The sequence below is a fragment of the Spiroplasma phoeniceum P40 genome (genome assembly GCF_003339775.1).
Classification (GTDB): Bacteria; Bacillota_I; Bacilli_A; order Mycoplasmatales; family Mycoplasmataceae; genus Spiroplasma; species Spiroplasma phoeniceum.
The window spans coordinates 1222207-1243961 of record NZ_CP031088.1 but is presented as its reverse complement, the minus strand read 5'-3'; the positions used below and the strand labels follow the sequence as shown (position 1 = coordinate 1243961).

Annotated in this window: 20 protein-coding genes and 5 pseudogenes; 15 read left to right on the top strand and 10 right to left on the bottom strand. The window is 22.8% G+C overall.

Going from position 1 to position 21755, the window contains the following annotated elements:
* Nucleotides 1-443 precede the first annotated feature (443 nt).
* The 15 genes and pseudogenes from SDAV_RS07650 (at nt 444) to SDAV_RS07590 (ending at nt 10380) form a co-directional block, all read left to right on the top strand.
* Nucleotides 444-1034 (top strand): hypothetical protein, encoded by a 591-nt coding sequence (locus SDAV_RS07650; RefSeq protein WP_114565144.1) that lies wholly within the window; start codon nt 444-446, stop codon nt 1032-1034.
* Between the two features lie 51 nt (nt 1035-1085).
* A complete protein-coding gene (locus tag SDAV_RS07645; protein WP_114565143.1) occupies nt 1086-1937 on the top strand; it encodes a hypothetical protein in 852 nt (283 codons plus the stop codon).
* A 379-nt stretch (nt 1938-2316) separates the two neighbouring features.
* A complete protein-coding gene (locus SDAV_RS07640; protein ID WP_114565142.1) occupies nt 2317-2466 on the top strand; it encodes a hypothetical protein in 150 nt (49 codons plus the stop codon).
* Entirely contained in the window at nt 2466-2717 is a 252-nt protein-coding gene (locus SDAV_RS07635; RefSeq protein WP_071937632.1) for a hypothetical protein, read from the top strand. Before SDAV_RS07640 ends, SDAV_RS07635 begins: the two co-directional genes overlap by 1 nt.
* A 298-nt stretch (nt 2718-3015) precedes the next feature.
* Nucleotides 3016-3254, top strand: a pseudogene (locus SDAV_RS13370) (DUF3627 domain-containing protein); the annotation flags it as partial.
* 152 nt (nt 3255-3406) lie between these two features.
* Entirely contained in the window at nt 3407-3610 is a 204-nt protein-coding gene (locus tag SDAV_RS07625) for a DUF2649 family protein (protein ID WP_114565141.1), read from the top strand.
* A pseudogene (locus SDAV_RS14445) lies at nt 3610-4624 on the top strand (hypothetical protein). The gene SDAV_RS07625 and the pseudogene SDAV_RS14445 overlap by 1 nt, the downstream one beginning before the upstream one ends.
* Entirely contained in the window at nt 4617-5012 is a 396-nt protein-coding gene (locus SDAV_RS07615; RefSeq protein ID WP_114565140.1) for a hypothetical protein, read from the top strand. Before SDAV_RS14445 ends, SDAV_RS07615 begins: the two are co-directional and overlap by 8 nt.
* Complete coding sequence (locus tag SDAV_RS07610) at nt 5012-5248, top strand: hypothetical protein (protein ID WP_114565139.1); 237 nt, start codon at nt 5012-5014, stop codon at nt 5246-5248. The genes SDAV_RS07615 and SDAV_RS07610 overlap by 1 nt, the downstream gene beginning before the upstream one ends.
* A gap of 11 nt (nt 5249-5259) precedes the next feature.
* Nucleotides 5260-5797, top strand: a pseudogene (locus tag SDAV_RS14665) (spiroplasma phage ORF1-like family protein); the annotation flags it as partial.
* Nucleotides 5794-6254: pseudogene (locus SDAV_RS12150) on the top strand (IS30 family transposase); the annotation flags it as partial. The pseudogenes SDAV_RS14665 and SDAV_RS12150, both read left to right, overlap by 4 nt.
* Nucleotides 6255-6600: 346 nt before the next feature.
* Nucleotides 6601-6840: pseudogene (locus SDAV_RS14715) on the top strand (IS1/IS1595 family N-terminal zinc-binding domain-containing protein); the annotation flags it as partial.
* 165 nt (nt 6841-7005) lie between these two features.
* Nucleotides 7006-7566 (top strand): transposase, encoded by a 561-nt coding sequence (locus SDAV_RS07600; RefSeq protein WP_114565138.1) that lies wholly within the window; start codon nt 7006-7008, stop codon nt 7564-7566.
* A gap of 456 nt (nt 7567-8022) precedes the next feature.
* Nucleotides 8023-9306: a DNA (cytosine-5-)-methyltransferase gene (dcm, locus tag SDAV_RS07595; protein ID WP_114565137.1), complete on the top strand. Its 1284-nt coding sequence runs from the start codon at nt 8023-8025 to the stop codon at nt 9304-9306.
* Between the two features lie 3 nt (nt 9307-9309).
* Nucleotides 9310-10380: an HNH endonuclease signature motif containing protein gene (locus SDAV_RS07590; protein ID WP_114565136.1), complete on the top strand. Its 1071-nt coding sequence runs from the start codon at nt 9310-9312 to the stop codon at nt 10378-10380.
* 363 nt (nt 10381-10743) lie between these two features.
* Here SDAV_RS07590 and SDAV_RS07580 read toward each other — a convergent pair whose 3' ends face one another.
* The 10 genes from SDAV_RS07580 to SDAV_RS07535 form a co-directional block, all read right to left on the bottom strand.
* Complete coding sequence (locus SDAV_RS07580; RefSeq protein ID WP_151202520.1) at nt 10744-12030, bottom strand: VirD4-like conjugal transfer protein, CD1115 family; 1287 nt, start codon at nt 12028-12030, stop codon at nt 10744-10746.
* 17 nt (nt 12031-12047) lie between these two features.
* Nucleotides 12048-12509, bottom strand: a complete 462-nt coding sequence (locus SDAV_RS07575; RefSeq protein ID WP_114565133.1) for a hypothetical protein — start codon at nt 12507-12509, stop codon at nt 12048-12050.
* Between the two features lie 4 nt (nt 12510-12513).
* A complete protein-coding gene (locus SDAV_RS07570; RefSeq protein WP_114565132.1) occupies nt 12514-13266 on the bottom strand; it encodes a plasmid recombination protein in 753 nt (250 codons plus the stop codon).
* 1 nt (nt 13267) lies between these two features.
* The gene (locus SDAV_RS07565; RefSeq protein ID WP_114565131.1) at nt 13268-13696 is read right to left on the bottom strand and encodes a hypothetical protein; all 429 of its coding nucleotides are present in this window, start codon (nt 13694-13696) and stop codon (nt 13268-13270) included.
* A gap of 130 nt (nt 13697-13826) precedes the next feature.
* Entirely contained in the window at nt 13827-14216 is a 390-nt protein-coding gene (locus tag SDAV_RS07560; RefSeq protein WP_114565130.1) for a hypothetical protein, read from the bottom strand.
* A gap of 17 nt (nt 14217-14233) precedes the next feature.
* Nucleotides 14234-14737: an ECF transporter S component gene (locus SDAV_RS07555; RefSeq protein WP_114565129.1), complete on the bottom strand. Its 504-nt coding sequence runs from the start codon at nt 14735-14737 to the stop codon at nt 14234-14236.
* Nucleotides 14738-14740: 3 nt separating this feature from the next.
* Nucleotides 14741-15475 carry a DNA-methyltransferase gene (locus tag SDAV_RS07550; protein ID WP_114565128.1) on the bottom strand — a complete coding sequence of 245 codons (735 nt, stop codon included), beginning with the start codon at nt 15473-15475 and terminating at the stop codon, nt 14741-14743.
* Between the two features lie 94 nt (nt 15476-15569).
* Nucleotides 15570-18233 (bottom strand): Mbov_0397 family ICE element conjugal transfer ATPase, encoded by a 2664-nt coding sequence (locus SDAV_RS07545; protein ID WP_186823359.1) that lies wholly within the window; start codon nt 18231-18233, stop codon nt 15570-15572.
* 157 nt (nt 18234-18390) lie between these two features.
* Complete coding sequence (locus SDAV_RS07540; RefSeq protein ID WP_151202519.1) at nt 18391-20358, bottom strand: hypothetical protein; 1968 nt, start codon at nt 20356-20358, stop codon at nt 18391-18393.
* Nucleotides 20330-21721 carry a hypothetical protein gene (locus SDAV_RS07535; RefSeq protein WP_114565125.1) on the bottom strand — a complete coding sequence of 464 codons (1392 nt, stop codon included), beginning with the start codon at nt 21719-21721 and terminating at the stop codon, nt 20330-20332. Before SDAV_RS07535 ends, SDAV_RS07540 begins: the two co-directional genes overlap by 29 nt.
* Between the last annotated feature and the right edge of the window lie 34 nt (nt 21722-21755).

The window sequence follows — 21755 nt, the reverse complement described above, 5'->3', positions numbered from 1 at the left end:
AGAAATTATTAAAAGTTGATTTAAATACTAAAACAAAAAAAAGTCATTTAAGTTTCTAACCTTTGTATAATTCTATTATCTCTTAATCATTTTTGTTGCTAATTCAATTGGTACAAGTAAATTTTTAGCAATTGCGGTATTAAAACCATCTTAGTTTTATTACTAAGTTATCACAAAATAAAATTATAAATTTAGTAATGAAATAAAATTAAATTTACTAAAAAAAGTATTACTCCCTATTGGACTTAAATAATATTTCTAACTTTTAAAAATAATAATAAATTTAAAAACTTCCTTTGAAAAATAGAAAAAATATTAATTATCCATTCCTTTTATATATATATATATATATATATATATATAACTTCAGATAAGAAAGAAATAATATTTAAGTCCTTATTTTATATTGATTAATTTAATTTTTAAGAAAGGATAGAAAACAAATGAAGGTTACACCAATTATTTTAGGAACATTAGGAGCTATTAGTAGTGCAATACCTGCAATTAATACATTTAATACAAGTATAAATCAAACTACCGTTGAAGTAAGTATTATAAAATCAAATAGTGATAATTTATGAAATGATTCATTCCGTGATCAAACTGAAAATATGAAAAATGAACTTGATAATATGGATAGTTCACTTACTAATTCAAGCAAAATATTAGAAGATCTTAATCAAGAATCATCAATAATTTCAATGGATGATTTGCAAGAAATTTTTAATGCAATAATGGGTGAAAATGATAGAGAAGATATTATTGCAGAAACAATTCAAAGTGCTTTTGCAGAAGCGAGTTATGACAGTATTACCGTTGGAGAAACAATTGAAAGTGGTCTTTTAACTGGTTCATTAGGAACATTGGCAACAGCATTAGGGTTAGCAACAGCCATTGCATTAGTAATATATGGTGGATATTATACTTACACACATTGAGATGATATTAAAGCTTTTTCAAATAAAGCTGTTAATAATGCTAAACATTATATTTCAACAACAACAGATTATTTAAAAAGTTGACTATCTTTTTAACATAACAATTTTTAAAACACGATAATTTTATATAAGAAAGGATAATTAAATATGAAAAAACTAATAGTTATTTTTGGGGCATTAGGACTTAGCAGCAGTGGCTTAAGTGGGGCATTAATGGCAACTCCTGCTTTAAATCCTTCAAATCAAACTGTATCACAAGAATTTATTATGAAAGATATTATTGAGGATATATCAAATTCAGAATTAGTACCATCAAATGTTTACTCGTTATTAAATTCAGATAAGAAACCATCTAAAGTTAAAACTAATTCTGGTTTTAAAATGTTGAAAAAATTTCAGAATTTTACTAAAAAAGCATATAAAGAATTTAAAGCAGATGCTAAAAGTCTTGGTAAAAAAATTATCCTGCCTAAAGCTATTGAAACAGGGCTAGATAAAGTTGAAAAAATATCGCAAACTGGTATTAAAGATATTGTAAAAAGAAACCATGGGATTAAAAACTTCTTTACAAAAAAAACTAATAAAGTAAAAAAAGTTGTTAATAGTGGATTGCAAGGGATGAAAACAACAGGGGCTGCTGTTAAAACCTTTGCAAAAAAAGATGGTAAGAATTTTAAAATTTTTCTAAAAACTCACGGTAAAAATATTAAGACAGTAATTAAAAAAGAAGCAGTTTTAGCTTATAAAGGGCTAAAAAAAGCACCACGAATATTAGGGAAAGTAATAGGTCAATTTACTAATGGTTTATTATTTGCTTTATTTGGTGGACTTGCGCCAGGATCAATAGGAATAGTATTAGGTTCAGCAACAATTGGCGCAGTTTACTATTCTTACAATAATCCTGATAAAGCGAAAAGTTTTGCTAATTCAGCGATTGATACAACAAAGAATACTGCATCTTCAACGGTTCAGTTTTTAAAAACTTGATGACCATTTTAAGATTTTTATCTAAAAATAAATAAAAAAAGCAATTTATGAATATGTTAAAAAATAATAGTAAGAAAAAAGCTTAGGTTTTATAAAAAATATAAATAAAGTAATGGCATCGTGTAATCGAAGTGCAACAAATCAACTCATAAAGGAGTTGATTTTTTAATGGAAAGAAAACATTATTTTATTTTGCGGTCCTTAGTAATTAAGTATGGAAAAGATATTGTTATTAATACTGTAAATAAAATAGTAATTAATAATGTAAAAGAAAATGAATAAATTATCCGCGTAATTTATTAGCGGTAATTTATTCAATATTGTTTATTTTGAGCGTAGCGAACACGCAGAGCGTGACGCGATATTTAAAAATTTTGAAAGGAGATATATTATGCCAACTTGATTAACGACAATATTTATTGTTGTTATTATATTAGGGATTTTTGCTTGAATTGTTTTATCAATTTATCAAAAAATTAAACAAATTCGAGGAAAGAAAAAAGAAAAAAAAGAAATTGAAAGAAAGGAGGATAAAAAATAATGTTAGGTATGTATTTAACAACAGCGTTTAATTTTTTAACAGCACCTACACCTAAAACTATGACTGAGGGTATGACTGGGATTTGAACTGGTTTGACTAGTGCATTATGAAAAGTTAAAGAAGGTATAACAAATATTTTACCTGAGATAATGGTTTTCTTAGGCGAAGCGTGAATTATATTAATTCCATTTGCTATATTTTGTATTATTAAAATCTTAAACTTTTTCCGTGTTATGGTTAAAGGATTTTAATATTTATTATTTATCATGTATTTTGACTGTGGCACACTATTTTTTATATGTGATTTGATGTAAAAAAATGAATTTATTAAATAGAAAAATGAACTTATTATATTTATTATTAAAGTTCTTAATAGTTATTTTCAGTGTGCCAATTTTTATTATTTTATATATTTAAAAATGTTTATTAACAGTGTTTATTAAACATTAAATAAACAATATATTAGCATTATTTATAACATTGTTAATAATCAGTGTTTATTGCAATAAATAAACATTATATAAACATTATTTATAACATTGTTTATATTCTTATCCTATTGTAAAATATGATGAAAATTTAAAGCGGAATATTTGAAAATATTTAACTGGAACCGAATTAATAAATTTATATAATCAATATAAACAAAATTATTTTACTAAAATGAAAGAAGCTTTATTTTCAAGTGAACCTAAAAAAGCAAAAACAAATAATAAAAATAATAATTTAATAAATTGAAGTTTTGAAAAAAACAAGAATTAATTAATGATTTGAAAAATTTAAATTAAATGAGTTTATATGATTATTGAGTTCAATTTGTTATTTATATTATTGGTGCAAATGCCCCTGAGTTTTTATATGTTATATCGTTTGTGTTATTTATCGTTTTGTTTTTTGGGATGTTTTTTAAACTTATTCAAAAAATGTGGAGTTTTTAAATATGCAAAATGATTGAATTAAATTAAAAGAGTTTTTTATTCATTTCTTTTTGTTTATAGATAAAACAAATGTTGAAACTATTACAACTTGAAATTTAACTCAAAATCAATATTTAACTTTAATGGTTGGTGTTTGAATTGTGATTTTGTTTTTAACTTGGTTTTTATTATGAATGGTTTTTAAAATAGTTGGGTATTTTAAATAATGAAAAAATTTATATTTTTCTTTAAAAACTATTGTTATATTAGTGGTTCAATGTTTTTGTTTAGTTTAATTGATTTATTACTTTGTATAATTTCTTTGTATTGTGTTGGTTTAGTATTTTGATTGTTGTTTGCTTTGCAATGTGTATATTTTGTGTGATGATTGTGAAAAAATATTTTTTATCATTTAAATTCTTTTCGGTTAGTAAATTTTGTTTGAGATAATCCGTTATCAGTTATTATTGGAAAGTTAGGGACCGGTAAAACATTACTTTTAACTTATTTGTCGCAAACTATGAAATTATTGACATATGAAATTTATAGTAATTATCCGTTAGAAGATGATAAAGTTAAAGTTTTAACATTTAAAAATTTAGATTTTACCGATCGAACAAAACCAGTCCCACCCGATGATAGTGTTATTTTATTTGATGAAAGTTATTTGTATATTGATGGAACTAGTCCTCACGATGAGAAAAAAGTTCATAGTAGTAAAATACCGTGAATTGTTTTAGCGAGACATTTTGGTAATCGTGCGTTGTTTACTGCTCAGCGTGAGGGTATGATTTGAAATAATATTCGCCAGTTAGCAAGTGGGATTATTATTCCAATTTCATTGAAAAAACCAGTTATTAAGAAAGGGTTTAATTTTTTTTAATCGTTTCTTTATTATGCGAATTGGTATTTTTCAAGATATAACGGATTATGAAATTTGAAAAACAAAATCAGTAGAACGAACAGCAGAAGGTAAAAGAGCAAAACATAAGTCAGATGTTGGGTTAGGAATTCGGTTTTTTAAAATAATTATTCCGCTTGAATTTGCCAATAAGTACGATAGTCAATGGTTAAAGTTTGTGCGTGATTTAAAAAATGATGAAATTATTGATAAAAAAGAATATTATTGGTTAGAAATCACAAAATTAAGCGTTAAAGAACGATTGGAGTTATTTGATATTGATATTTTGAAAAAGAATTTAAAACCTAAAAAAGAGAAAGGAAATAGTAAAGATGATTAATTTATTAGTTGAAAATAATAATAGTAATTGAGACAAGATTTTTAGTTTTGTTTTTGATATATTTTTGTTTATTTTTGATGTAATTTGAAATACAAAATTACCGATGACAAATACATCTATTGCTTATTTTTTAGTCTTTTTTATGGTTATTAAGTTATCTATTTATGCAATTCATGGCACATCAACACAATATAATAATTTAGGTTCAATAGTTAATAATGGTGTTTCGCAAGTATATTCGTCAACTGTACGAAAAGGTATTAATATTGGTAAAAATGTTTGTCAGAATAGTAATAAGCAACAAGTTAAAAAAGAACTTAAACGACAAAATATTAGACAACAAGCAAAAAATATTAGAAGTACTAAATTTAAAGGAGATAAAAAGTAATGATTAAATTAGTTTTATTGGTTGCGGCAATCGCGATATTTGGAACTGGTTTTATTACTGTTATTATTAATCAATTTAAATCATCAAAAAATATTATTATGGATTTATATAATTCTGATACTTGGTTGATTTGATTATTTGGCAGAATGGCAGTTTTGTTTAGTCATCCGTTAATGTTAACAATATCGAGTTTATATATTGTTGGGTTTATTGTTTCAAAAACATTTTATAGTTAGGAGTTGAGTTTATGAAAAAATCGTTATCTTTATTTGCCATATTTATTTTAAGTTTTTTAGGTTTGGTTGTTCCATTTATTACTTTAACGGCGTTTAAACCCTTAAATGAGCAGCATTATACTCTTAAACAAGAGAATAGTACTAATAAAGGTATTAATGAAACTGATTTTATTAATACGATGTTTTTACGCAGTAGTTTTTTTGAAAATTGGTCGGAAACAAATTATTTTATTAATCCAACTTTAAAAACATCAAAAAAATTATCGTTTAATGATAAATGGTATTTGGATTTTTTACAAGATAGTTATTCTACGGGAGTTGTTTATGATAAACCTGGTGGAACATTTTTAAATTATTATCAACAATGACATAGTTTAAAAAGTTGATATATGGTTGATAAATTTTATGATGTTAAAAAGGAGAATTTTTTGGATGATTTAACTGATTTTATTTATGCTTTTGCCGTAAAATATAAGATGTATGATGTATCTAAAAAAATTGTCGATAATGTTGATCGTTATAAAGAAAATCGTTATCCAAGAGTTAATGTTGGATGATTTGAAATGGATACTGTTGTTGAAAAAAACCATCAATCTAGTTGTTTAGTTTTAGTAGAACAATCAAGTAAAAAATATTTTGCAATAAAATTAGAAAAATCATACTGCTAATGAAGTTTTTGAAAAGTTTAAAGAAATTGTTATAAATAATAATTTAATTGGAAAAATTAAAGGAATAATAACAGATAGAGGGAAAGAATTTAGCAAATGACGAGAAATGGAAATATTTGCTGAAATACAAGTGTATTTTTGTGATGCTGGTTTACCACAACAAAAACCTTTAATTGAATATATGAATAGTGAATTAAGATATTGATTTCCTAAGGGAACTGATTTTAATAATGTTAGTCAGAAAAGAATAAATTGAGTAGTTAATGTTATAAATGATAAACTCCGACCGTGTTTCAATTTGAATAAGTGCTAAAAAAATGTTTTTGCAGAATATATAAACAATAAATATTTAAAAACGTATATTAAATTATAAAATATGTTATTAAAATAATAAAATATGTATTTATTAATTAAAATTAATAAATTATTTTTTAGTTTGTTTAAATATGGATAAAATAAAATAGAGGGAGTAAATTATTCGGTTGGTGATACCTTATTCTAATAAATATTTACCTATTAAAATAAAATTCCTAAGAAAAAGATAAATTTATCTTTTTTAATTAATTTAACTATAACATAAAAGTAATAATTTACAATATAAAAAATAACTTTAATTTTGTAGAAAACTCTTGATATTTATAGAATATATCTAAAATTAGGTGCATTTTTAATATAAAGAGGTAAATACTTAATAGAAAAATAATTACAGAATTAAAAAACAGTTTAACAAATGATCAATTTTTAGAATTTTATGAAAAAGCCAAAAAAGAAGCAGAGATAATCAAAAAACAAAAACGTTTAAATGAAATTGATCAAAAATTTAGAGATAAAGGCATTACATGTTCTAATTGCAAATCTTTTCATTGTGTTAAAAATGGTCATAATCCCGAAGGAAAACAAAAATATTTATGTAAAAAATGCCGTGCTAGTTTTGATGCTTTTCGTCATCATTTTACTTATTGAAGTCATTTAAATTATGAACAATGAAATTTATTAATTCAAATTTCATTATTAGGGCAATCTAGCAAAATAATTTCTCGTTTTATTAAAACATCACCAAAAACTGCTTGATATAATCGACAAAAATTAATGCAATCAAAACAATTAGAAAACACCCAATTAAAATTTAAAAAATTAAATGGTCAAATCCAAATTGATGAAACTTTTATTAAAGAAATCCATAAAGGTAATTTTAAAGATAAATTTGATAAGCGAAAAACGAATCTTGATCCATTTTCAACTAATACCAAATGCTGTATTCAAATGGCAATTGATAGTAATAATAATATTTATGTTAAATCAACAAATACCAAACGATTACAAAAACAATTAATTATTAACAATATGAATAAACAATTAATCAAAGAAAATTCAATTATTATTTCTGATATGCAACCACTATTTTTATTAGTAGCAAAACAAACAAATTCTATTTTATTAGCAACTAAAACTAGTACAAATCCTGATGCTAGTTATCAAAAATTAAATAAAATTAGTAAATTACAAGCAAGTCTTAAAGAAACCTTAATTCATTATCATGGTTTAGGGTTCACTAACATTCAAAATTATTTAAATCTCTGAAAATGAAAATACCAGCATAAAGGTTTAACACCAAACCAACAATCAACGGTATTATATTTTAATGTATAAAAAAGTTAAATAATAATATTAAAAGTTTATATAAATTTATTTTAAGTTATCATATTGATGATTTTTTTATTTCATCAAGAGTTTTCTACAAAATTAAAGAAAGTAAAAAAAGAAAAGGTGCAAAAGTAGTAAAATAATTACTATTTTTATTTTTCTGATTTATTATTTTATATAGTGTAACAGAACTCGGTTTTCCGAGTTGCTGAGAAAGGGTTAATTTTATCTCTAGCAAAAGCGTATGAAAATACGAACTTTTGATATCAAAAGGGGATAAAATTAACCCTTTCAAGAACGGATATGACCCCAATAAAAAGCTAAATTTTATCTATGCTTTTTATGAATGTGGGGTCTGTTCTTATCCTGTTTATAGAGTATAAGCAAATTTATAGAGTAAAAATTAAAGTATTTATGGTACCATTTATGTATAGAAATAATGTTAAATGATAGGAGTATCTCATGAAAAAAATTAAATTTATTGATTTATTTGCAGGTATTGGTGGTTTTCACAAAGCACTACAATTAGTTGCTGAAAAAAATAACTATGATATTGAATGTGTATTTGTTAGTGAAATTGATCAAGAAGCTATAAAAACATATTCAAATAATTTTTTAATTGACAAAGAAAAAATCGTTAATATTCATGATTTAGATGAAACTGCTAGTCAAGTACCAGAACATGATTTTTTATTTGCTGGTTTTCCATGTCAAACATTTTCTAATGCTGGAAAGAAAAAAGGATTTTTAGATGAAATTAGAGGAACATTGTTTTTTGATATTGTAAAAATTTTAAAAAACAAAAGACCTAAATACATTTTATTAGAAAATGTAAAACATTTAGTAAATCATGATAATGGAAAAACTTGAGAAATAATAATTAAAACTTTAAAAGATGATTTAGGTTATATAATACCAAAAGAACCTCTTATATTATCTCCTCATGAATTTGGAATTCCTCAAGAAAGACAACGTGTATTTATTCCGGGGATTTTAAAAGAAAAAACAAATATCAAAGATGAATATATTGTTTTTGATTTTACTAAATTAAAAAATAATAATCCCTTAAATAATTTAAAAGCAGATGAAGTTAGAATATATATATTAAATGAATTTTTAGAAAAAAAAGTAGATAAAAAATATTTTTTAAGTAAAGAAAATAATAAGGATAAATATCTTTTAACTGTTTTTGATGCATGAGATGAATTTTTAAAAAATGTTAAAAAACCTAAAGATAGAACACTTCCTGTAATCTGAACTTATGAATTTGGAAAAAATTATAATTTAGATGGATTAAGCGAATGAAGAAAAAAATATATTTTAGATATGAGAGAAATATATAAAACAAATAAAAAATTTATAGACAAATGATTGATAAAATATAATGTAAAAAATTGAAAAAAACGTGAACAAAAATTTGAATGACAAGCAGGCAAAGATATTATAAACTTAAAAGACTCGTTTATTCAGTTAAGACAATCAGGAATAAGATGTAAGCGACCTATTAAATTTCCAACACTAGTTGCAATGGTACAAATACCAATAATTTATGATGAATTTAATAATGCATGACGTTATTTAACCCCTAGAGAAACGGCAAATCTTCAAAGTTTTCCTAAAAATTATAAAATTTATAGTGAAATTGAAGATAATTATAATGATTTTTATTCCTATAAACAATTTGGCAATTCAGTTAATATTTCAATAGTATCGTTTATTCAAGAATATTTGTTAAATAATTATTAGTATATGAAAAAATATCCATATAGTTATAAACATATAGTTTCAGGAAATATTACTGAATTAGAAAAACCACATCCATTAGATAATATTAAAGATAAGTCTATATTTATTGAATATTTATTGAAAGATTTAAAAATTACAAATGTTGAAGAAATTAGTAATGGTAAGAAAAATTTGTTTAAAATTTATTATAAGAATCTTTATTACAATATTTTTATAGAATTTCCTGATGGGGGAGGAAAAGACATTAGTTATAATAGTACAAGCAAAAAAATAGCAATACCTTATCATACAACAGCTTTTAAAAAAATAATAAATAATTACGAAAGAGTTTTAGTAATAAATATTTATGTGCCTTTAGACGATAATGGTAATCCAGATTTCTCAAAAAAAGTATATTTAATAGTTGACCCTAAACAAATATACTTATCAAATGTTATTAAAAAAGAAACATATAATTCTTCATCACGATGAGTTAAATTAGAAGAAATATTAGATGTTATCAATAATAAAATTTATAAATATAATAATAAAAAGAATGTATATATAGTTTATTGAGAAAAACTTGAATGATTTTTTAATGATATTTTAAAAAAAGAATATATAGCAATGATTAATTCAGAATTAAGTAATATACCATTATCAGATTTAACTGATGAAAATAATAAAAAATATAACAAATATAGAAGACTATTCAGAGAAATGTTGATTTCTAATCGTGGTATTGAATGTGAGATTATTAATTGTAGAATAAATATATTGGAGTTAATGGTGGCATCACATATTAAACCAGTAAATAAAATAATTAATGATAAGTCCTTAGATAAATTACAAAAAATTACAGAAATTTCTGATCCAAATAATGGTTTTTTATTATGTCCAAATCATGATGGATTGTTTGATAAATTTTTAATTACTTTTAATTCCAATGGTATTTTAAAAATATCAAGAAGCATAGTAGGTCAAATTTCTTATTTTAATTTAGTAAATGAAACTAAAGTAATCAATATTTCAGGTAGGGAAATGATTAAATATTTAGAATTTCATAATAAAGAATTTAATTTTAGAGAACAATAAAATATGTGCTTTTTATTAACTTTCGGATAGGATACTTATGCGAAAGGAATTAATAATATGAGAAGTTGATTTCAAAAAAATAAATCAATTTTTAATAGTATATTTAGTTTTATTGCCAATTTTAGTTTTATTGCCAATTATAATATTTTTAGGTTTACTAATCTGTGGACTAGTTAATGGATTAATCAGATTACATAAATTAGATTTTAAAGTTGCTTTAAATTATATTTATTTAAATAAAAATTTATTAGACTTCTTGCACATAACCTACAAAATTAAAGAAATAAAGTCAAAAATGTAATAATCCATAGTGACAATGGTATTCAATACATTAAACAAGAATAAAATATTTTAACTGGTCAATTAAATATGTGAATGTCAATGTTTCGGAAAGGCAATCCTCCTGATAATGGCTATTTTAACAATTCCTTGCCCTTGTTTTAAATTTGCTAACTCACTAGTTAACATTAAAGGATGACTTTTTAAATTTTTTGAAACACTAATATTGTTTTTATTTTCATTAATACTAATTTGTTCGATTGTTTTTGTTCCAAATAATTCACTATAATATTTTATTGTTTCTAAATCATTAGTATGTAAGAAAATATGCATCCCACAGTTATTTAAAATAATTTTTGCTACTATAACACCATAATTTAATTTTAATTGGTTAATATCTTGTAAAATAAATTCAAAAAAGATGTTTCTACTACGCGAAATACTAACTCATTTTTCAATGTTGTTTATTTTTGTTAAATTAGCAAATTCATCTAATATAAAATATACTGGTTTTCCTAATTTTTGTTCGATTGTTTCACTTGCTTTATTTGTTAAAAATTGATAAATTTGACTAATTAATATTGCTATTAATTTATAGTAATTATCATTTTCGTCACTAAATATGATGTACAGAACTGTTGGATATTTGATAAAATCATTGTAATTAATATCATTTTGGGATGTTAAATTACGAATAAAATCGTTATTAAATATTTCTAAACTTTTTGCAACAGTCATTAAAATACTATCTAGTGTTCGATTTTCTTTACTATCAACCAAAGCTTGGTTTGCTGTTATTTTGGCAATGCTGGTATTTTTTCGATTATTAAGTCATTCAACTAGATCTTTTTTAAGACTAGCAATGGCAGCAACAGAAGCCATATTAAATTTGTTGAAAAATAATTCTTGGTTTAACATTTCTTCTATTTCTGATTTTTTACTAAATTTATTTATTTTATATTCATAATCTTCTAATATTGCCAAAATAATTCCTTGAATAATCATACTTGCTGAATTATTTCAAAATTCATCTTCAATATTTTTGTCAATTAACATACGACTAAGTGATCTAATTTTATCTTGATACTTTATTTTTCATTTTATTTTATCTTTTTCATTATCTGTTATGATCATTTTAATAAAGTCATCATAAATTAATTTTAATGGATTTCAATTATTTCCTTTCTCTAAATTACGAAAATCAATAACTTTTATTTTATAACCATTTTCTGCTAAAAATCCACTAGTTAAATTATATAATTCTCCCTTGGGGTCGGTTATGATCATAGTTGGTTTTACGGTTGATTTTCCGTTTAAATAAATTGTTGGTAATACTATTCCTTGTTTTTTTTCCGCTTGCTGTTGAACCAACAATAACACTATGAATATTATTTTTTTAAGTTAAAAAATAAATCTTTTTTGTTTTTATTACATTTAAAAACAAAACCAGTATTTTTATAATTATCTTTGATATTAACTTTATCACTAATATTATCAATTTCTTTTATACTTAATCATTTACTATCCCCAAAATCTATTTTATCGGTTGATTTGATTGCCGTTTCTTTATTTTTCACTTTACTAAATAAAACAAAATAAAAAAATCAGCAATAAAACGCTAAACTTAATCCAACTGTTATTAGTAATCCATATTCACTTTTAATTATATAATTTCATCAGGATAATATTTGAAATTGCTTAATTTCATTGATAAATATTGTCATTTCTTTTCAATTAGTAAAAATTGAATAACCCATTCCAAATAATGTTAAACAAAAAATAAAAATAATTGGAACAAAACATAAACCAATCAATAAACTTATTTTTTTCTTTTTAATTTTATTTCACATATTTTTATAATTCTCTTTCTAGACTGCTTACCAAATCATATTCTTTTTGCATAATCGGATTGATTTTAAAAACCATTTTATTAAATTCTTGTTCAATTAAACTCATATTTTTAAAATCTACTATTTTTGGGTTAGCAACAGTAGTTATAATTTTGTAATATTTCATTTTTTCTGCTAAATCTAAATATTTAGTTAATTGGTTTATTTCATAATCTGTAAAATTATTTTCATATTTTAAATATTGTTTAATTTCATAAATTAAACTATCATAATCATCATTAATACTTTTAATTTTGTTAAATTCTTTAATATTGTTTTTTACAAAATTGTATTCATTAAATATATTATTGATTTCATTTTCCAGATTATTTCGTTCAAATTCTTTAACTTGTCGAAAATTCATTGCATTATAACTACCTTTACTACCAATTTCACCAGGTTCTATTTCATAACCTGCTTTTGTTAAATAATTAGCATGATAATTATTGAATTTTTGTAGTTGTTTTTTACCCCCAAAAATACGATTATTACTAATTATGTATCTTTCTCCATTAAGTTTTTTTGAAAAAACTTTACTAATTGGAATAAAACCAAAATGAATATGGGGTGTTGTTTCATCCATGTGAACTGCTGAATACAAATATCCCATATCTGTTTTAAGATTATTTTTCATTCATTGTTTCATAAAATTTATTTCAATATTAGCTCATTCATTTAATTTATGATAATTTATACTTTCAGGAATTAATTGTCCCATTTTACGCGTATCCGTTTTTTTTATCTCATACTTGAATATCTGTAAATTGACATATTCCCATTTTTTCAAATCATTCTTGTCTTGTTGCTGGCAAAACAATTTCTATATAAGTATTATGTTTATTACAAAACTCTTTAAAAGTTGATTTTTGTGCTTCACTATATTTTTGTTGTTGTTTATTTCAATCTTCTTCTATATTTTTTAATAATTCAAATCTTTTATTATTTACTAACTTAAAACCTTTATCATTTATAATTTTTTCTTTTTTATCACCAACATAATAAAAATTATATTTTGTAAACTCAGGGTTGACATTTTCAGGTACTTTAATTCTAAAATTATGTCGTATTAATTTGTCAACTGTACCACTTTTATATTTTTTAAAAGTTGTAATCGGTGGTGATGACTTAAATTTATATTCTTTTTCCATCTTTTTATCCTCCTTTTTTGGAAATTTTTATCCTTTAAAATTTATTAAATTTAAAAAGCCAAAATTACTACTCATCATACATTTTGGCTTTGCCAAAATATTTCAAAAATTTCATTTTTATTTTGTCTAATTAATCATCTTTTTTTGGAAATTTATTACTATTAAAATATTTTAAATTTTCTTGGTATATTTGTTTTTGTTCTGCTTTTTTAATTAAAACTTGCTTATCCATTTCTAATAAAAAAGGGTGGATTTTTTCTCAATTAATCTCACCCTCAATTTTTCCAACTTTATTTTTAATATAAAAGTTTTGATTTTTAAAAATTGTAATAAAACAATAATCATTGTTATATTGTAATTTAAAATATTTGCTATTTATATTAATACTTGCATAAGGATACAATAATTTTTTTATCCTTAACTCAATTCATTTATTACCTTTAATATCATAATAAGGTTTTGTTAAAATTAAATTATTTGTCATAACTTGATAACTTATATATTTTTCTGTTTTTTTCATTTTGATAGTTCCTTTCTCTATAAAATTATTTTTAATCTTTTTTTAATTTTTAATGTTATAAAATAAAAAATTGGTAAACATATTGTGTTCGTAATTAATATTCCGATAATTATTTGTTCTATATTTAAAACATCAATATTTAATCAAAAAAGCATAAAATCAATCGGAAGATAAATAATTATGTTTGATAATAAAATAAGAATAATTTTAATACTATGATTTATTTTTATTCAATTAATTAGTTTAATTAAAACTGCTAATAAACCTGTCCCAATATTTCAACATAATGATCCCACAGTAAAACCTCATAATGTTAAATCTGATAGAAAATGCCCCATAATTCCAATTAAGAAACACCAATATCAATTTAAAATAAATCCGCTTATAAAAATGGGGATTAAAAATAATGGAATTGATGTTCTTGGAATAATTTGGATTCGCATAGTTTGCGATAATACAACCATCATTGCAATTAAAACTGCCACATAATTTATATTTTTAATTAATTGAAAATTATTCATTTTTTAAAAATTTAATTTAAGTTGTATTTTCTTTAATCGTTTTTGTATCATTGCAAAATAATTATTATTTATTTCACACCCTAGTCATCTTCGATTTAACTGTTCACAAGCATACGCAGTTGTACCACTTCCCATAAAAGGATCAAAAATTAAATCATTTTGTTTGCTATATTTTTGAATTAAATTGTAAAATATATTTAGTGGTTTTTCTGTTGGATGTTGTGTTATTTTATAAGCTGATCCTACTGAATTCTTAAATATTGTTTTTTTATTTTCATAGTTATTTTGATAATTTGGAATTTGGTGTTTTTTAGAGTAAATAATCATACAATATTCTTTATCTTGCAAAATAAAATTGTTAGTTGGCATTGGGTTTGTTTTTTCTCAAAAATAAAAATCAAAATTCATATTATTTTTATAAACTCAATCTAAATAATCTTTAATTTGTCATCTATTCATTCAAATTAACATAAATTTAGTTTTTGAAATTCGATAAAACTCATCTAAATAAGTATTTATATCAAATGAATTATGCAAATTATTATCATAGATAGCATTAATATATTTATTTATACTTTTTGATATATTATTTTTATTTATTTGCTCGTTTTTTCTTTTTGGTAAATTATATAAATAGGGTGGATCAGTTAAAATTAAATCAACGCTATCATTTTCTAAACTTTTAATAAAAGTTAATGCGTCACCATTTATTAATTTTCCTAAATTTGTTTTTAACATTTTTATCCTCCTTTTTTATTTTTTGCTAAAAAAGCAAAAATTTAATAAAATTCTTCATAAAAATTAAAAAAAACAAGTAAATTTACTTGTTTTTTTAATTATCTTTTTTTCCAAACCCTGCTTTTTCTTTTTTGTTTGCTTGAATTTCAATACGATATCTTTCAAATCCAGAAACAAAAAATAACCCTTGTCCTTTTACGCTACGAGCAATATAATCTTGTTCTGCTGATGTTAATCCGCCATAACTTTTATATAAATTAATAACTTTTTCTAAATCGTTAGGTTTTAACCCCATAATAAAAGAATATTGACTATTATTAATAATTGCTGTGGTTTTCTTTAAAACGGTTTCATTTTCTACAAAATCAGCGATGTTTTGTGTTGCCACGACCAACGCACCATTATATTTCCGAATTCGCTTTGTCACTTGATACATAAAATTTAAAGCAACTGGATTATCTTTGTCAATTGCTAAATGAGCCTCATCAACAATTATCACAATTTCATTATCATTTTTAAAACGATTTTCTTTCACTTCTTTTTTAATAATATTTAGCATTAAAATTAATTGTGCTGCGTTTGTTTTTTTGTCATCTAAATCAAACAAATTATAAACATCATAAACAATAAAGTTGTTATTGAATTTTATCGTTGTGTAACCATTTCAAAGTGCTTGATATTTTCCATCATTTAAAAAATCAGTTGCTATTAAATCCATAAATTCTTTTAAAAGTTGATTTTTATTGTTCTTATATTCTTTTTCTAATAAATAATAAAAATCATTCATAATTGGAAAATCATTATTATTAATTTTATTAATGTTACTATTATTTGTAATATTAAATTGATGATATAATAATTTTAAATATTTTGTTAATAAATTAATTTCTCTTCCATTAAAATCAGGATAAAGCGTTTTGAATCATTGTTCTAAAAATCGTAAATGATTGGATAGGGGCGATGAATTGGTATTTTCTAATTCATCAATAAAGTTATTATCTAAAATTTGTAGGGGGTTTATTTTTCCTATCGAAGCATCTCCTGCATCAATTCAATTTCCATCATAATATTTGCATAATTCTTGGTATTCTCTTTCAGGGTCAATAACAATCACTTTCCGCCCCATCTGAATATGATAATTTATTATTTTTTTTAACAAATATGTTTTTCCCATTCCTGATGAACCAAGAATAAACATATTATGGTTTGTTCTTTTACTTGTAATTTTAAATTGATCTCACAATACAACATTTCCAATATTATTTGTTCCTAAGTACATTCCTTGTTTATCATATAAGCCACTATCAATAAATGGAAATGATGCTGCTAAGGTACTTGTTGGCATTTCTCTGCCATATTTTTTTATTATGACCTTATTATTATAGGGTATAAAACCTTTTAAACCATTAAATTGTTGATATCACAATGGATTAAGTTTAATATCCATTTCTTTTAATGCTTTTGTTAATCGTGTTTGTGATTGTAGTAATGTTTTTTTATTTGTTCCATAATTTAAAAATAAAATATTAACATTTTTTAATAATTCGCCACCACCATTAATCTCATCAATTAAATGATAGTATGTTTCTAATTCATAGTTATTTTCATTTGTATTAACATATGATTTTGTCATTACTTGTCTTGTTTGGGTTGTTTGAATGGCACTGTTGATTGCTTTTTTTGTTTCATCATAATTTAAAGGATTTATATTTCAAATAATAGTTTGCTCATTTGAAAATAAACATGCCCCTCATAAATCATTAATAAATAAAGGGTAGTCCTGAATAGTATTAATTGAATAATATAAATCATTTGCTATAAAATAATTTTTTTTAATATTTAGGTAGTTAAATTGCAATAATTTTGCTAAATTATCTTTATTTTTATTAAAATATGTTTTATTTAATGGTTTTTCATACGGATTTCAAATTAATTTTAAGATTTTTGTTATTTCGTAATTAGATAAAGTATTACAATTAATTTTTCCTTTATATAATTTATCTTCTAAAAATAATATTTTTTCATTTAAATCTTTTTGATTATTTCCATATACAAAAATAAAAAAACATTTTTCAGTTTTAATTTCATCGTTTATTTTAATTAGTTCTTTTTTTAAAAAAGCAATATTATTTTTAATTTGTTTTGTAATTTTTACAAATTGATTAAAAATAATTTCATTGTTTTTATAACGAATTTGTGTTTTATTAATTTGTTTTTGTAAATATTTAATGTTGTCATCAAAATTTAATGGTAATTCTAACTTTAAAAAAGTTATTGGAAAATTAGCAAATTTAAAAACATCTTGCAAATCTCGCAATCTTAATATTTGCTCTTCGCTACTTAATAAAGTGATATCGAATCCCTTTGTTTTAATTGCACCAATTAAAGTCTTTTTTAAAGTACCCTTTAAAATTCCGTGTGTTGCAATATAATTATCATCAATAACTTTATTATATGGCACCAGTAAACTAGTTTTGTTTTTACTATATTTCTTATAACTAAATAGGAAATTTATTTTATAATATAAGCATTGTCATCCTTTTAAATTAGTCTTTTTATTTGTAATAATTAGTGGTAAGCTAATTAAAATCATGATTGATGATGATAATAATTTTATTCATAGTTTTCATTGAAAACCAAATATAAACATAATTGTTAATCCAACTCAAACAGCAATTATCAAAACATCTGTTATTGTTATATTGCGTCAAAATCGATATTTGGCGTCTTTTAGTTTTTTTGGTATTACATTTTTCATATTTTGCACCTCTTTCTTTAAAATAAAAAACGGCATTTTAAATGCCTTTTTTTAAGAAATAAATTATATTTTTTTATTATAAAATAACTTTCATTGCTAATTTGCCCATTAAAATGCGTAATAAGGATATTAAATAAAGGGGTAATAAACTAATATTTTATCTGTTTTTTTCCTTCATTATCGCTTTTATTTTTTTCAACTTTTTGCCCCCAATTTTTTTATTTAATTGATTTTTAATGATAATCCAAGTTATAAAACCACCAACTATCACACAACTAATCAAAGTCATAAAAAATAAATTAACTGGTTTTTTAAAAAACTTTTTTCAACCACTTTCATTATTTTTATTAGGTTTGTTAGGATCTGGTTGTTTGTTTGGTTTTTCTGGTTTATTTGGATTATTATTCTCTTCATTCCCATTATTTTTGTTATTTCCATTTGGATTATTAGGAGTGTTAGGTATTATTCCCTCTGTTGGGGGAATTTTATTTGGTTTGTTGGGAGCATTTTCTGTTATTGGGTTGTTTATTAATTTATATGAAACATTCCCAACTGCTTTTAAACTATTATCCAAAGCATAAATATTAATTTTTAACTCACTATATTTATTTTCTTGAATCTTTTTCATAAATTCCTGTAATTCATTATCATTAATATTAATGTTTTGGCCATTTAATCCTTGTAATGATATTTGATAATCAATATCTTGTTTCAAGATTTCATCTAATTTATTAATTTTAAAACCTTGCTTAATATATTCCATAATATAATTATTTAAAATATCATCTTTTGTTTTATCTTTAAAATTATATTCTTGATTTTGATATTTAATTTTACTTAAATCAATTACTTTATTTTCATCATAATTTAAGTTATTAATAACTTTAAATTGGTTTGTTTCACCAATTAAAAACATTGATGTATTTAGTGCTTTGATTTTTAGCATTATTTCTTTTGTTTGTTCTTGCTGATTAGTTATTAATTGGTTTAAATCATCATCATTTAATTTCTGTCATTGACTATTTTTATATATTTGAATAATATAATCTTTATTTATTGTTGCTAATAAACTAAGTTTGTTTATTTCTTTTCAAACAAAGTTTTCAATTTTATTTCTAATAGTTTTCATATCTTTGGTATTCATTTTCAAAGCACTAATATTTAAATCATTTAATGCTTTAAAATTATTGATGCTTTCATTAACCGCTAAATGATTACGAATATCTGAAACATAATCTCGTCAATATGATAAAACTGCTTCATAAGTTAATTTTGATAAATCATTATCTGAATTTCACTTTTTATAGTTAATCATATAATTTTTTAAATGTTTTCCTTGTGTTGTATTTCAAAAATCACTAGCATTTTGGTTATTAACTGAATTTAAAAAATATCCATAATTTGAACTTTTATTTTTATCAACATAAATAAATTTGTGTTGATAAAATGGTGTTTGTGTATTTCCGTTTAAATCATTAAAGCGTTTTTGTTGAATAATAAAATGAAATCACCCAGCACTAGTATTAACATCTCCCGTTTTGTTTTTTTCTAATTCGTAACCATTTTCAAATTTAGTCTCTAAATTTTCATTTGATAAATAACGAATAACTTTTTCAATGTTGTCATTATTGTAAAAGTTTTCAAATCCTGCTCCAACTGTACTGGCTTCTGCTAAATAACCAATATCATAATCATTAATACTACTACTTTTTATTAAATTTCCATCTCTATCAAGTGGATCTAACGGAAACGGGGTGTTAGATTGATGACGAACCCATATTAATTGTTTTTTTGTTCCTGTTTGTCTATTTATTTCTTGATCATAATTGGGGTTTTTAATTGTTTTATTTTCATTACTTGGGTCTTTGATAAATTCACTTGTTAATTTTTCATAATCAATATTTTTTGGCCCTCACCCCATTAATTTTAATTGTAATGATGGAGTAATTGTTTCAATTAAAATTGTTAACTTAAAATTACCACCAACATCTCCCTCAATTTTAGGGTTTGGTCGGTGGATAATTTCAATTTCATATTTATTAACTTTTTCTTTATCATCAAAAGTATATGTGTATAAACCATTAACAGCGTTTAAATTAATTGTATTTATTTTCTTTTCCTTCACCGTTATTAATAACTTCTTCAATATCATTAATCATTGCAACACCATTTTCATCACTAATTTTTCCTGGTGTTATTAAAATTCGTTCTTGTAATTTACTTTTTCAATATTTTGCACTTAATGAAAAATTGAGTTTTGTTTTAAAAACTCAATTTTCTCATTGTTCTGTTAAATAATTAAAAATATTAAAACTTGTTTTAAGATAATAATTATTACTTTCTGTTATTAAGGCATAATTAGGATTGATAAGTTTTTTTCATTCCATTATGTTTCCTTTTTTTCCTAAAACACTAAATATTTTATTATCTAAGATAGTTTTAATTGCATTTCAATTACTTTCATCTAAAATATTGGTTGATGTATCACTTTGATAAATAATTGTTTGTTTTAATTCATTTTCGATTCTATTTTTAGCATTAACAATATTATAATCACTATCAAAATTTAGTGGTGTTTTAAATTCTCATGTTTCATACTTGCCACTTTGATAATTATCAATGTTAATTATTATTTTTATAAAATAACCATTATTGCTTTTTTCTAACTGATAATTTGGGTTTAAAAATTCAATTCATCCTTGGGTATCATTATTATCATTTAGTGCTTTTTTGATTTTGTTATCTACTTGTGTTTTAATTTGGTTTCAATTATGTGAACTTTGTGGATTATTATCAATATTAGAATAATAACTAAATTCTTTATTTAGTTCTCTTGTTAAATTACTTTTCATATCATTAAAACTAAAACTTGTATTAAAAATTAGTTCATTAACTTTTAATCATGTTTTTGCTCAGGTATTACTTGAATTTCATCCGTTTTTCGCTCGTGCATAAACCAAAAAATCAATTTTAATGCAATCATTATTTTCTAATTGATATCTTACATTTGCTCATCCTCATTCTTCATTTTGGGTATAACCTTGATAGTGATTAAAAATTTGTTCTGTTTTTGCTATGCCACTTATTTCATTTAGATTGATATAGTGATAAGCATTATAATTTGCCGTAGCCGCCTGATTGTGAGCAACATAACCCTCAAAATCAATTTTAATCTGTTTGTATTTATTTTTAAAATCATTTCAACTACTAGCATAATCCAATATATTAACATAATAATATGATGATTCTACTTTCTGTGTATAATCACCACCCCAAGTTCCACCCGTTTCGACATCAATATCATCATTTCAATTAATATTTTTTGTAAAACTTGGTGCTGTTGGATTAAAACTTTTCTTTGCATTTTTACTGATAACTTGTTCTTGTTTTATAAACAAAAAATTATCATTGATGGATGATTTGACAATAAATGGTTCACTTACACCAATCAACGATGTTAATAAACATGATAATATAATCTTTTTCACAGGATATAACCTCCTTTCTGCTTTAAAAATATTT